Raw genomic sequence first — 13,990 nt, 5'->3', positions numbered from 1 at the left:
AACTAGGTGTGTGAATGGCTCAAGCTTGGAAATATATTGCTGTATTAACAGGATTGTTGGCCTGTGGAAGCCATTCAGTTCGGGCAGCAGAAAATGCTGCCGCACTTGATTTTGATGGTGATGTCGAAGAAAGTATTGCTGAAGTGCCCATTGAATCGATTGAGCAATTTGTACAAATCTACGGCATCGTCAAAGACAATTATGTTCAGGAAAAACCTGATGATGTTCTGTTTTTGCAGGCAATCAAAGGGCTGGTGGGTGGTTTAGATCGCTATTCGCGTTATCTAAGTCCTGAAGAATATAAACAGTTGATGCAATATACGGAAAGTGACCTTGCGACTGCTGACTTTGAATTGGCTTTTGATAGTCATATTCATCAATGGAAAGTCAAGAATTTACGCGATAATTCAGACTCATTTAAACTCGGTTTAAAAAATGGATTCACCATTTTTAAAATTGAAAATCAAGAACTTAAAAATTTAAATGCCCAACAAGTCGAAGATTTATTACATGGCTCAATTGGTTCAACTTTTCAGTTGCAACTGAATGAAAAAAGCCCAGCAATCACGGTGGTTAGAAATCGCAAATTAGAAGTGGCTGATATAGAGCCGATTATGTTGCATAATCAGGTTTTAGTGCTTAAAGTTAAAGTTTTTCAACAAGATACAGCCAATGAAATTAAACGTTTAATTGAAGAATACAGTACCCAAAAAATGAAAGCTGTATTATTCGACCTACGTAATAATCCAGGTGGTTTACTCTCAGCCGCTGTTGAAACGGCTGATCTTTTTTTAACTCAGGGAACGATTGTTTCTACCAAAAGTCGTTCAGAAGGCAATCAACAATTCCAAGCCTTACCGGGTGATGAGTCGTCCAATACTAAATTAGGTATTTTGATTAATGGTCGTTCAGCATCTGCAGCTGAAGTCTTTACCGCTGCAATGAAAGAACATCAACGTGCTTGGGTTATAGGTGAAAAAAGCTATGGAAAAGGCGTTGTACAGAAGTTATTTCCATTGCCAAATGGGGCTGCTTTGCAAATGACGGTTTCGCATTATTATACGCCAAATGGCAATATGATTGATGGGCAGGGTATTCGGCCTAATTTGGAATATCCATGGACTTTAGATCAAAAAGAAGAAACCTATCTAAATAATGTTGCAGATCAACTATTAAAACATCGTGATAGATAAAGTTGAATGTAAAAGTGAATTCATAACACTGTAGCAGTTTGTGCTACTACATCTGACATTACGTATTTAAATCACGTTGTTTCGGTGATCCTTTAGCTTGTACTGTATACTAATCAAATACTTGCTTGTTGCTCAGACTGGACATGACCAAATCTTATGTTGAGTAAGCGCTGGATTCAGTACTTCTACTCAACGACGACATCCATGTCGCCACGCTGTAACCATGTAAAAAGCAAAAGCGCTTGAGTTGGTTGATATTATGATGTTGATGGCTATAGGTTGCTTCTATTCATCATCATCGGTATCTAAACCAAACTTTTTCAAACGATAGCGTAAAGAGCGAAATGTCATGCCCAATTTCTTAGCAGCTAAAGTGCGGTTCCAATGGGTTTGATTTAATGCAGATAACAACACTTCTTTTTCGACTTTTTCCAAATATTGCTCCAACCCTTCTTCTGGAATGTTTTGGGCTTTATTCGCGGTGACGATAGGCAAGACTTGACTTTGGATAGGATCACGTGATTCGACTTTGTTGATACCACGATGTGGAGCAGGTTGTAGCTGTTGAATATCAATATAGTCTTCATCACTCATGGTAATGGCTTTTTCAATGATATTGCGTAATTCACGAACATTGCCTGAGTAATGTTGTTGTAAAAGAAAAGCTTTGGCTTGTTCAGTAAAAGACTTGGTTGAAATACGCCACTCTGTACAAATTTGCTGAAGAAAATGGTTGGCTAAAATCAGAATATCACAATCACGTTCGCGCAATGGTGGCAGGACAATATCCATCACATGAATTCTAAAGAACAGATCATGGCGGAATTTGCCTTGTTCAACGAATGCTTCAATGTCTTGATGTGTAGCACTGATAATACGGAAATCAACTTCGATTTCGGTATCACTGCCTAAAGGACGAATTTTCTTTTCTTGTAAAGCTCGTAACAGTTTGGCTTGCATGGCCAAAGAAAGTTCTGCAATTTCATCTAAAAACAGAGTACCACCATTGGCAGCTTGAATAAGACCTTGTTTGTCTTGAGTTGCACCTGAAAAACAGCCTTTTTTATGCCCAAACAGCTCACTCTCCATCAAGTCTTCAGAAATTGCACCACAATTAATCGCAACAAAAGGGCTATCACTGCGGTTGCTGAGTAGATGGATGAGATTGGCAACAACCTCTTTGCCTGTTCCAGATTCACCGGTGATAAACACAGGTGCTTGTGAACGGGAAATTTTTTTAATCGATTCTCTTAACTTACGTATCACCTGTGAATCGCCGATGAGCATTGATTCCTCAAGCGGCGCATCGCTGATCGTTTCTCTTAACTGTGGTACATGCAAAGCTTTTTGTAAAAGCTGTTGCAGATGTAATTGGTTAATCGGTTTGCTGACAAAATCAAAAGCACCTGCTTTGAGAGAGGCAATCGCAATTTCCATATTTCCATATGCAGTTAAGACTGCAATAGGCGTTTTAGGATAATGCTGCGATACATGTTTAACCAAATCTAAACCACTGCCATCAGGGAGGTTTAAATCGGTAATACAGGCATCATATTTATATTCACTAAAAAAATATTTGGCTTGTTGTAAATGGTGTGCCATATGCGTTTTGATGCCCATTCGAGAAAGGCTCATTTGCATTAACATACATAAATCTTGTTCATCATCTACAAGTAAAACCAATGGTTGTCGTGTAGTCATATCCCCAAAAACCTAATCTAATCCATGAGTGGGCATTCGATACGGAAGCATGCCCCTTGTTGTTTTTGCTCTACGTAAATTAGTTTCGCTTGATTCGCTTCGCATATCGTCTGCGATAGGTACAATCCTAAACCAGTTCCATTGATTTCGGTACTAAAAAATGGCTGAAATAATTGCGAAAGATCTTGTTTTGTGACGCCTTTCCCATAATCAATCACATCGATATATACGTGTGATTCATTTTTAAACGTTTGTACTAAAATGTGTTCAGCATTTTGATCATTATGACGTAATGCATTACGCACTAAATTGATTAGAACTTGTCGAAGATGAGAATCATCAAAATAGATCCAAACATCAGCTTGAATTTCTAATTTGATTTTTTCCTGAGCATCCCCTAAATCATGGCGTAATAAGTCATCAACAAATTCTTGAAAATTAATTTTTGAGGTATGGATCTTTTTATTTTTTGCCATATCTAAGGTATCTTTAATAATATTATTGATACGGATGGTCTGTTTGGTAATCATTTGATTTAAAATGGTTTGCTGTTCTGGGTCACTGCTGATAAACAGGTCGTTGGCCTGCGCAATGGCGGCAAGCGGATTGCGAATTTCATGGGCAATACTGGCCGATAATTGACCCAGTGCGGCAAGTTTGAGTTGTTGTACCTTTTGATTAATTTTTTGTGCATCTTCGAGGACTAAAAGCGTGAGTGCTTGATGCGGAACAATCAATTTTTGTACGCGAATATCGACTGTATACGAGGATTGATGGGATTCAAATTGAAAGCGTTCGCCATCACGTAACATGGCATCTTTTAAAATTTCATATAAGTCCGGTTGAAAGCTGGATAAATGATATTGCTCATGTGCGTAAAGTGGTGAAATGCCCAAAAGTAAACAGGCTGCAGGGTTACTGACGATAATTTTGCATTTTTCATCGAGCACCAAATAACCGACTTCAATCTGTTCTAAAATATAGCGGTTAATGTTCTGTAACTTAAATAATTCAAGAGATTGATAGGTATTTAACGACTCTAAAACTTGGAAGCGATTAATTGCAATCTGCCCAATGCCATAAACCATAAAAAATAAAAAAGCCAATAAGGCACTGTTACTAATATTATTTAAATTTGAAAAATCGAAGAAGCTGCCTAAAAACTGTTGGTAAATAATTGCAATCACAGAAACCAGTGTTACGAATAGCGCTTTATTTTTACTAAGCAGAAAATTCGCGGTAAAAACGGCAATGACAAACAAAATGCTGATGGCTAAATTTGGCCCATTGAGGGCAAATACCAAGGTACTTAGAAATGGAATATCAACAATAAAAAAACCAATAAATTGCTGCCCCACACCATGCGGATAGAATTTGAGCAGCATCATTTGCAATGCTGCGATTACAGTAAACGCGGTTAGAGAATAAAAATATAAACTGGGATATTCGTAATGTACGGGTTGGTTTTCAAGAGTAATCAGAAAAATAATGACTAAGCAAAAAGCAATAACCAATCTATAACCTGAATACAGTGTGCCTAGACGGTAAATTGTTTGATAAATAGGAACCGTTACCGTAGGCGACATAATCGTACTCAAGATAAATTATTGTTTTAATCAATTTATGGCTTAATTAAACCATAACGTATCGCAAGGTGAGTGAGTTTTACATCACTATCAAGTCCTAATTTTTCAAAGATACGATAACGATAAGTATTGACCGTTTTTACACTGACAAAAAGTTTGTCAGAAATTTCTTGTGCGCTTACGCAATTTACCACCATCATGGCAACTTGCATTTCACGTTCTGACAGTGCGTCAAAAGGTGAGGTTTGTGTATCGGATAAATAAGAGCTTGCAAGTTGTTCAGCAATATCTGCACTAAAATACTTACCGCCTTGCATGACTTTTTTGATTGCACGAACCATTTCAGTGATTGGTGCGCCCTTGGTAATATAACCACGAGCACCAGCTTTCAATAACAGCGACGGATAGGGTTCTTCAGCCAAACCACTCACAGCGAGTACTTTGGTCTCAGGTGCGGTTTGTAACAAACGACGGGTAGTTTCTACACCACCAATTCCAGGCATGTTGACATCCAATAAAACTACATTGGGGTGGTGTTGCCTTACAATCGTAATTGCTTCTTCACCAGATTCTGCTTGTCCAATGACTTGAATATCGGTCTGATCTTCTAACATTCTGCAGATGCCGGTTCTTACTAATTCATGGTCATCTACCACTAAAACAGTAATCACTTACACCTCCTTAAATTTCTCAATATCGACATTTTTGTTACATAAAGCAAAAAAGACTTGCAAAGACATAACAAAATTGGCAATCCTATTCCTAATATCCATTCAATATTTACGCATAATACGGCGTGATTGAAATATTTGTTTTAATATAGTCACGTTTGAGTGTAAATGTAAGTCATATTTGAGGTAATTAGCAAGTTTGTGAATACCTCCTTGAGGTGAGTAAGTTATCGTGAAAAAACCAAAAAAAACGTTAATGCATGTGCTGAGTTTGTCAGTACTACTCAGTTTGAGTTCGACTGGTTTTGCTGAAATCATTATGAACTCATCGGGGGGGAGCGGACAAGCAACTGTAAATTGGTCTTCTTCAGATGCCAGCCAGTTACTCAATGGTGATTCTCTGGATGATGATGGCGAAGATATTTCTCCAAAAGGCTCAACCACGTTAACCACAACAATTCGTGCATCAAATGCTGCACCGACAACATTGACCAATAAGTCTGTACAGATTTATGATACCAATACCTATAATAGCCAACCATCGGTAAATGCGCGTGCTGCACTGGTAATGGATGCAAAAACAGGTGAAGTCCTGTTTAGTAAAAATACCAATATGGCGTTACCTATCGCATCAATTACCAAATTGATGACAGCAGTGATTACCGCAGATGCCCGTTTAAATATGTCTGAAGACATTACCTTGCAACAAATCGATTTTGCGGGTGCTGGTGGTAAGAATTCAAGTTCAACTTTAAAAGTTGGCGATACCATGAATCGTGCTGAAATGTTACTTGTGGCATTGATGAAATCTGAAAATCCAGCTGCAGCAGCTTTAGCGCGTACTTATCCAGGTGGTCGCCAAGCGTTCTTTGCTGCAATGAATTCAAAAGCACGTCAATTGGGCATGAATTCAACCCATTATGTTGAATCTACTGGTTTAGATCCACGTAATGTTTCTTCTGCTCGAGATTTAGGGATTTTAGTCAGTGCTGCATCACAATATGGTTTGATCCGCCAATTTTCAACAACAGCGCATTATGACTTTAATTTGGGTTATCGCGTGCTCAAATCAAACAACACCAATGCTCTAGTGCGTAATGGTGGGTGGAATATTAATATTTCCAAAACGGGTTATATCAATGAAGCAGGGCGTTGTGTGGTGATGCATACCACTGTAAATAGTCGTCCGGCTGTGGTGGTATTATTAGGTGCAAGCTCGTCTCAGGCACGTACCAATGATGCAACCAATTTATTGAACTGGGTGAGTAATTTACCGAAACGTATCTAATCGGTTTGTCACTGCAGTTATCCATCCAAATTAAAAAAGCGCTTCAAAATATGGAGGGCTTTTTTTTGCTTAAATTAAGCATAAAAAATAGATTATGAAATGTGTAAATTTGCAATGCCAGGATTTGGCTGGTGTTTACAAATCCTGCAGACAAAGCAATTGATATTAAAGACAGAAATAGTCAAACCACCTAATTATCCATATAAGTGATTTCTGTCAAGTCATTGATCATAAAAAAAGCTCATATTTTGTATTTTTGAATCATAGATGGTTATCCTACTGTGTAGCGACATAGATGTCGCCGTTGGGAGTATAGGTCGTACCCTCGCCCAATATAAGCAAAAACAAAGTACAGCTTTGTTTGCAGCGCAGGGTTTGGCATCTCTTATGAAAAGTGGGTCATCGCCTACGCAAAGATGGTTAAACTTTGAATGTAAGGTGTGGCATTGCAAGTCTTTTTATAATCAAATAGTTTATTTTTCTATATAAATGATTTAATTGATAATATTAATTAAGAGAAATTATATTCTTGCGTCTGAGTTTTTTGACAGCTTGATTATAGTGCGAGCGGATCAGATCTGAACTATGACTCATATGAAGAAGAATAATAATTTTTAAATTGCGCAAATAAAAACCAGCTGCGAACAACTGGTTTTTATTTTGAAGTCTGTTTTACATATTTGAAAGAATAGAGTCTTTCACTTGATTCATTGTCGCATCAATAGACAACATAATGGCATCTTTACATTGTTTGATTGCAGTATCAGGATCTTTTAGACCATTACCTGTCACTGTACATACAATCACAGAGCCTTCCGCAATTTTACCGGCTTTGATGTCACGGATTGCACCACCAATAGATGCCGCAGAAGCAGGTTCAACAAATACACCTTCATACATAGAAAGCAAACGTTGCGCTTCTAAAATTTCAGCATCTGTTAATTCATCAAACCAGCCATTTGAATCACGAACGACCGCCTTAGCATGATTAAAGCTTTGAGGATTACCAATACGGATTGCTGTTGCAACGGTTTCAGGGTTTTCAACTGGGCCACCACGTAAAAATGGTGCAGCACCAGAAGCTTGATAACCAACCATGATCGGACGACCTTCAGGATTTGGGCCTGTAAACTTATCCGTTTCAGGGTCATAAACCACTTGTTCAAATGCTTCAACTGGTTGGTTAGCAACTGCTTCGGTATAACCCATCCAATGCGCAGTAATATTGCCTGCATTACCTACAGGTAAGCAGTGGTAGTCAGGTGCACGACCCAAAGCTTCTACGATTTCATAAGCAATGGTCTTTTGACCTTGTAAACGGTATGGGTTGATTGAGTTAACAATCGTTACAGGCGCTTGGTCAGCAACTTCTTTGACCAAACGCATACCGTCATCGAAGTTACCGCGAATTTGCATGGTGATTGCACCGTACATCATCGCTTGTGCCATTTTACCCATGGCAATTTTGCCTTCTGGGATTAACACAAATGCTTTGATGCCAGCACGAGCAGCATATGCAGCAGCAGCAGCAGAGGTATTACCTGTAGATGCACAGATAATCGCCTTAGAGCCTTCTTCTACCGCTTTGGTCACTGCCATGGTCATACCACGGTCTTTAAACGAACCTGTCGGGTTTAAACCTTCATACTTCACATAAATTTCAACATTCTTACCAATAATACCAGGAATATTGTCTAATTTAATGAGAGGTGTATTGCCTTCATTTAAAGAAATAGCACGTGTAGTTTTCGATACTGGTAAGCGGTCACGATAGCGATCAACAAGTCCTGTATAGCGATTGGCATTAGACATGATGGTGTTCCAATTGTGTGTAGTGTAGAGCAAATAAGATATTCTTTTAACCTCTAAGCCTCTATTCTGAGAGGCTGAGCCATTCATTGAATGACGCTTTGCATGCAGTTGCTGCAAATTTAGAGGAGTTTAAAAACCCGATTAGTTATCGAGCAATTCTAAACGAATTCGTACGATTTCGCCATGTATAGCAGGTAAGGCCTGAATTTGTGCAATCGCTTCATTCATCTTCGATTCTACGATCGGATCAGTCAAAATCACGATAGGAATCAGATCTTTTAAACGGGGCTGCTGCATGATGGCATCAATACTGATACCCGTGCGACTTAAAATTGTTGTTACATCTGCGAGTACGCCAGTTTGGTCTTCAGCATTTAAACGCAAATAATAGCCTGTAGTCATCTCATCACTCGACAAGATATGTAAGTCGGAAAGTGCTTCAAAGGCAAGCTGAGGAATTGTGCCTGAACCATCTTCTGTGTAAATGATATCACGGACAATATCGACCACATCTGCCACGACTGCAGAAGCAGTAGGGCCTGCACCTGCGCCCGCACCATAATACAATGTAGGACCAACCGCATTGGCCTGAACCAAAACTGCATTCTTCACACCATTTACATTGGCAAGAAGCTCTTCTTCAGGAATCAGGGTTGGGTGTACACGAAGTTCGATACCTTTGCTAGAACGACGTGCAATACCTAAATGTTTGATCTTATAGCCAAGCTCTTCAGCGTATTTCACATCTTGTGCAGTAATCTTGGTAATACCTTCGGTATAAACTTTGTCAAACTGTAAAGGAATACCAAATGCACATGATGCAAGAATGGTCAGCTTGTGTGCAGCATCAATACCTTCAACATCAAAAGTTGGGTCTGCTTCGGCATAACCAAGCTCTTGTGCTTCTTTCAGTACATCCGCAAAGGCACGGCCTTTTTCACTCATTTCAGTCAGAATGAAATTGCCTGTACCATTGATAATACCCGCAAGCCATTCAATTTTATTGGCTGCTAGACCTTCACGAATGACCTTGATAATTGGAATACCACCGGCAACTGCTGCTTCAAATGCGACTTGGACATGGTGGTCATCGGCTGCTTTAAATAGCTCATTTCCATGTTCTGCAAGTAATGCTTTGTTTGCTGTTACGACTTGTTTGCCATGTTTAATGGCTTCCATCATGACTTCATAAGCAGGATGAATACCGCCCATGACTTCAACAACAACATCAACATCAGGCTGGCGGACAATGTCTAAGAGATCGGCACTTTGTTTAATGCTAGCTGGTAAATTTAGATCTGGCCGTGGACGACGAGTGCCTACGTGGGTAATTTCAATTTCTCGACCGGTGCGACGTCTAATTTCAGCAGCGTTTTCTTGTAGTAGTTTAAGGGCACCACCGCCTACGGTTCCAAGACCGAGTATTGCCAGACGAACTGGTTTCACGTCACACTCCAATTATGTATATAAATTATATTAAGCTTAGATCATAGCTAAAAAATGCGCCAGACTCTAGAGTTTGGCGCATCTTTATATTGAGCTATAAATAATAGTAAATTTACTGATAAAAATTATTTATTTAAACGGCTTTCAATTTCATCAGCAGTCATGTAACCACCTAAATATTCGCCCTCTGCATTGTAGATTGCAGGTGTACCATTCACACCCATTTTTAGACCTAAAGCATAGAGATCACGAACTGGATTTTTACAGCTAGCTGGTGGAAGCGCAGTACCTGCAATGGCTTGATTAAATGCAGCACTACGGTCTGCACTACACCAAATACTTTCCATAGTCGGTATAAATTGTTCACCACGTGGCCATGCGATATAACGTATTTCAATACCTTTAGCGGTGATTTCACTGATATGTTCATGAAGTTTATGACAATAAGGACAACTTGCATCGGTAAATACATAAATCACATGTTTAACTTTGCCTTGAGCAGGGTAGACCAAGAGATCTTTAATATTTAAGTCAGCCAGATATTTCTTGTTTTCTGCAGCTTGTATTTTGTCACCAATGCTAGTGAGTTTATCACCACCTAAACGGATCACATCGCCTTGGATCAGAAATTTACCATCAGATGTTGCATAGACGGAGCTCATTCCTTCCATGCTGATCCAATAAAGATTTGGCATCTCTGTTGATTTAGCATCTAAAATTTTGGCTTTTACGCCTGCTTTTTTGAAATTGGCTTGTAATGTTTGGATTAAACGTTGTTTTGCATCACGCTCAGTTAAATTCGATGCTTCACCTGTTGCAGGTGCTGTCGCAGTTAAAGTGTCATCTTTTTTTGAGTCTGAGTTTTTTGAACAAGCACTCACTGCCATCGTGCTTGCAATAAGACAAGCCAACATCAATTTTGAACGATTCAATTGCATAAATAACTCTTTATGTTTCTTCAGCATGATTTGAGGGAATTAGCATAACAAAATTTTGAATACTGTACTTTAAAACTTGATTAAGGGATGTAAATTGCCGATATACGTTTCATTCTAAGTCTTCAAGCACGAGGATGATATTTTTCATGTAATTGTTGCATACGGATTTGTGCAACATGGGTATAAATTTGGGTAGTTGATAAATCACTATGACCCAAAAGCATTTGTACAACCCGTAAGTCAGCGCCATGATTTAAAAGATGCGTTGCAAAAGCATGACGTAAAGTATGCGGTGATAGTTCTGCTTGGATCCCGGCTTGTAAGGCATAACGCTTGATGGCATACCAAAAGTTTTGACGACTCATAATACCGCCATGTTGAGTTAGAAATAGATAATCGGTAGATGATTTATATAGTTGTGGACGAGATTCAGTTAAATACTTTTCCACCCATTCACAAGCTATCCCGCCTAAAGGAACTAGGCGCTCTTTATTCCCTTTACCTGTAATTCTTAAATAGCCTTGTTTTAAATTAATCAGATCTAATCTTAAATTAAGTAGCTCTGAAACACGTAAACCACAAGCATAAAGCACTTCAAACATAGCGCGATCACGTAAACCAAGCGCCGTAGTAACATCGGGTGCTTGAATCAGGGCTTCAACGTCTTGTTCAGATAAATCTTTAGGTAAGGCTCGTCCGATTTTTGGGGTTTTATGTATCGCCACAGGATTATCTAAGCGAATTTTTTGTTCCCGTAAAAACTTAAAAAATGAACGTAATGCCGAAAGCGAACGTGCAATTGACCGAGGACTTTTACCTTGTTTGGTGAGTTCAATAAGAACATCAGAAATGTCTTCATGCGACCAATCAGGTAAGTAAGAATTTACACATTCACTACATTGAATTAAGTCGGATAAATAGGCATTTCTTGTATGGGGACTGACCGTTTGCGCAATTAAATAATCACGGAATCCCTGTAAAAAGCCTAAATTTTCAGGAATAGTAACAGCAGTAGGGATACGCGGTTTCTTATTTAGCATGGCCTTAAGCGAAGTTTAAAACTTATTTGTTGATGGAATGTAGATTAAAAGAAAACATAAGTCGAATACTTTGTTTGAATGAGAATTGTAATCGAACCTTACTTGGTAATTATTCTCATTTGTATGTATAATAATCTGTCTATCGTGTAAATTTTAGGGTTAATTGCAGTGCGTTTGTCAGACTTGAAAGTAAAGCAAACTGCCATTATCGCAAAGGTCAATCGTACCTCAGAAGATAATGTCAATCAGCCAGATTTAGTGGCGAGTCGTTTAGAAACACTAGGTTTTGTGCCTGGCACACGTGTACAAGTGATCACAAAAGGTATTTTTGGTGGTGATCCGATTCTAATTCAAGTCGGTTTTACTCGATTTGCTTTACGCAAGATTGAAGCCGAGAAAATTGAGATACATCAGGCATTAGAAGGAGCTCCCGCATGAGCGAAACTTTACGTATTGCTTTAGTGGGAAATCCTAACTGCGGTAAAACATCACTTTTCAATCATTTAACAGGCACACGTCAAAAAGTTGCTAACTATGCCGGGGTAACTGTTGAACGTAAAGTGGGTACATTTAACTTACCTTCTGGTCGTGCAGTTCGTGTTCTAGATTTGCCAGGGACGTATAGCCTCAATGCAGCCAGTCCTGACGAAGCAATTACCCGTGATGTAGTTTTGGGTAAAATTGCTGAAGAGAAAGATCAGCAGGCGATTTTATGTGTCGTAGATGCTACCAACTTAAAACTACATTTGGGGCTTGTCCTTGAAATCATTGAACAAGGCAAACCGATTCTGCTTGTATTAAACATGATGGATGAAGCACGTCGTCGTGGTATGCAGATCAATACACAAAAATTATCACAGCGTTTAGGTGTTCCCGTAGTGGAAACGGTTGCTGTACGAAATACTGGTATTGAAAATTTGATGAGTGCTTTGGAAAATGAAAAATTCCATACCCCAAGCACAGAATTGAGTGATGTTAAACTTTCAGGTTCTAATCATGAAAAAATTGACCAAATTTTAAAAGATGTGGTGATTTTTTTAGATCATGAAGATAAACGGACTGATTTTCTCGATAAGATTTTTTTACACCCTGTTTTAGGACTTCTCAGTCTTGCGCTGATGATGTTTATTGTTTTCCAAGCAGTATTCGCTTGGGCTGCGCCCTTTATGGACGGTATTGAAGAGTTTTTTGGCTGGTTTGGTGGATGGATTGGGCAATTTATCTCCCAACCTTTGCTCAATAGTTTAGTGGTTGACGGGATCATTGCAGGCGCAGGAAGTGTGCTGGTATTCTTGCCACAAATTTTAATTCTTTTCTTCTTTATTTTGGTTTTAGAAGAATCTGGCTATCTACCGCGTGCAGCTTTTTTACTTGATAAATTAATGTTTAAAGCTGGTTTAAGTGGTCGTGCTTTTATTCCTTTATTATCCAGCTTTGCCTGTGCTGTGCCTGGAATTATGGCGACTCGAAGTATTAGTGATCCACGGGATCGTTTGGTGACCATACTTGTTGCGCCATTGATGACGTGTTCAGCGCGTTTGCCTGTCTATGCCTTACTGATTGCAGCATTTATTCCATCAAAAATGGTTTGGGGATTTCTCAATCTACAAGGTTTAGTGCTCTTTGGTTTATATATGGCGGGAATTGTGAGTGCGCTCATTGTTGCGACTGTGCTGAAATTTTTCCAGAAAGATAAATCACAACATGCTTTACTGATGGAATTACCAAGTTACCGCATCCCAGATATAAAAAGTGTGTGGATTGGTTTACTGGACCGTGCCAAAATTTTCTTAAAGCGTGTTGGTGGAATTATCTTCGCTTTATCTATTTTGTTATGGTTTTTATGTACATTCCCTCAACCGCCAGAAGGTGCAACATTACCCGCAATTGACTATTCGTTTGCCGGGATGTTGGGGCATGTGATGCACCCAATCTTTGAACCACTTGGGTTTAATTGGCAAATTTGTATTGCTTTAATCCCAGCGATGGCAGCACGTGAGGTTGTGGTTGCGGCATTGGGGACTGTCTATGCTTTATCTGCAACTGATGATGATGCAGTGGCGCAGGGTTTATCGCATCTGATCAGTCAGGGTGATTTAAGTTGGTCAGTTGCAACAGGTTTATCCTTGTTGGTGTGGTTTATTTATGCACCACATTGTTTAGCAACATTGGCAACAGTGAAACGTGAAACAGGTTCTTGGAAAACTGTTGCGGGTATGACGGTTTATTTATTTGGTTTGGCTTATTTAATGGCTTTTCTCACTTATCAAATTGCATCACGTTATTTTGGTCTATAAGCCAAAATCTTGAAGCAA

General features: G+C 39.1%; 11 protein-coding genes. 4 read left to right on the top strand and 7 right to left on the bottom strand.

Annotated features, from left to right (window positions below; genetic code table 11):
* The first annotated feature begins 14 nt into the window (after positions 1 to 14).
* Entirely contained in the window at positions 15 to 1,193 is a 1,179-nt protein-coding gene (locus ACG9ZL_RS03105; protein ID WP_336952337.1) for a S41 family peptidase, read from the top strand.
* A gap of 285 nt (positions 1,194 to 1,478) precedes the next feature.
* On the opposite strand, the gene ACG9ZL_RS03100 is transcribed toward ACG9ZL_RS03105, so the two are convergent.
* From ACG9ZL_RS03100 to gacA, 3 genes are read right to left on the bottom strand one after another with little or no spacing between them, the layout of a single operon-like run.
* Positions 1,479 to 2,894 (bottom strand): sigma-54-dependent transcriptional regulator, encoded by a 1,416-nt coding sequence (locus ACG9ZL_RS03100; RefSeq protein ID WP_336952336.1) that lies wholly within the window; start codon positions 2,892 to 2,894, stop codon positions 1,479 to 1,481.
* A gap of 17 nt (positions 2,895 to 2,911) precedes the next feature.
* Positions 2,912 to 4,480, bottom strand: coding sequence for a sensor histidine kinase (locus tag ACG9ZL_RS03095; protein ID WP_336952335.1), 1,569 nt, complete (start codon positions 4,478 to 4,480; stop codon positions 2,912 to 2,914).
* 35 nt (positions 4,481 to 4,515) lie between these two features.
* A complete protein-coding gene (gene gacA, locus ACG9ZL_RS03090; protein ID WP_336952334.1) occupies positions 4,516 to 5,151 on the bottom strand; it encodes a response regulator transcription factor GacA in 636 nt (211 codons plus the stop codon).
* A gap of 232 nt (positions 5,152 to 5,383) precedes the next feature.
* Here gacA and pbpG point away from each other — a divergent pair, with 232 nt between their 5' ends.
* The gene (gene pbpG, locus ACG9ZL_RS03085) at positions 5,384 to 6,439 is read left to right on the top strand and encodes a D-alanyl-D-alanine endopeptidase PBP7/8 (protein ID WP_004718389.1); all 1,056 of its coding nucleotides are present in this window, start codon (positions 5,384 to 5,386) and stop codon (positions 6,437 to 6,439) included.
* Between the two features lie 672 nt (positions 6,440 to 7,111).
* On the opposite strand, the gene thrC is transcribed toward pbpG, so the two are convergent.
* From thrC to xerD, 4 genes are all read right to left on the bottom strand, one after another.
* The gene (gene thrC / locus ACG9ZL_RS03080; RefSeq protein WP_336952333.1) at positions 7,112 to 8,251 is read right to left on the bottom strand and encodes a threonine synthase; all 1,140 of its coding nucleotides are present in this window, start codon (positions 8,249 to 8,251) and stop codon (positions 7,112 to 7,114) included.
* Between the two features lie 141 nt (positions 8,252 to 8,392).
* Entirely contained in the window at positions 8,393 to 9,697 is a 1,305-nt protein-coding gene (locus ACG9ZL_RS03075; protein WP_004718385.1) for a homoserine dehydrogenase, read from the bottom strand.
* A gap of 125 nt (positions 9,698 to 9,822) precedes the next feature.
* The gene (locus tag ACG9ZL_RS03070) at positions 9,823 to 10,635 is read right to left on the bottom strand and encodes a thioredoxin fold domain-containing protein (RefSeq protein ID WP_336952331.1); all 813 of its coding nucleotides are present in this window, start codon (positions 10,633 to 10,635) and stop codon (positions 9,823 to 9,825) included.
* 122 nt (positions 10,636 to 10,757) lie between these two features.
* Positions 10,758 to 11,675: a site-specific tyrosine recombinase XerD gene (gene xerD / locus ACG9ZL_RS03065; protein ID WP_336952330.1), complete on the bottom strand. Its 918-nt coding sequence runs from the start codon at positions 11,673 to 11,675 to the stop codon at positions 10,758 to 10,760.
* 168 nt (positions 11,676 to 11,843) lie between these two features.
* Between xerD and ACG9ZL_RS03060 the strand changes: the two genes are divergently transcribed.
* Positions 11,844 to 12,113, top strand: coding sequence for a FeoA family protein (locus ACG9ZL_RS03060; RefSeq protein ID WP_336952329.1), 270 nt, complete (start codon positions 11,844 to 11,846; stop codon positions 12,111 to 12,113).
* Positions 12,110 to 13,972 (top strand): ferrous iron transport protein B, encoded by a 1,863-nt coding sequence (gene feoB / locus ACG9ZL_RS03055; RefSeq protein ID WP_336952328.1) that lies wholly within the window; start codon positions 12,110 to 12,112, stop codon positions 13,970 to 13,972. The genes ACG9ZL_RS03060 and feoB overlap by 4 nt, the downstream gene beginning before the upstream one ends.
* The last annotated feature ends 18 nt before the right edge of the window (positions 13,973 to 13,990 follow it).

Source organism: Acinetobacter legionensis, assembly GCF_048551735.1.
Taxonomy (GTDB): domain Bacteria; phylum Pseudomonadota; class Gammaproteobacteria; order Pseudomonadales; family Moraxellaceae; genus Acinetobacter.
The sequence above is the reverse complement of the archived record's forward strand: the minus strand, read 5'-3'. Positions and strand labels throughout refer to the sequence as shown.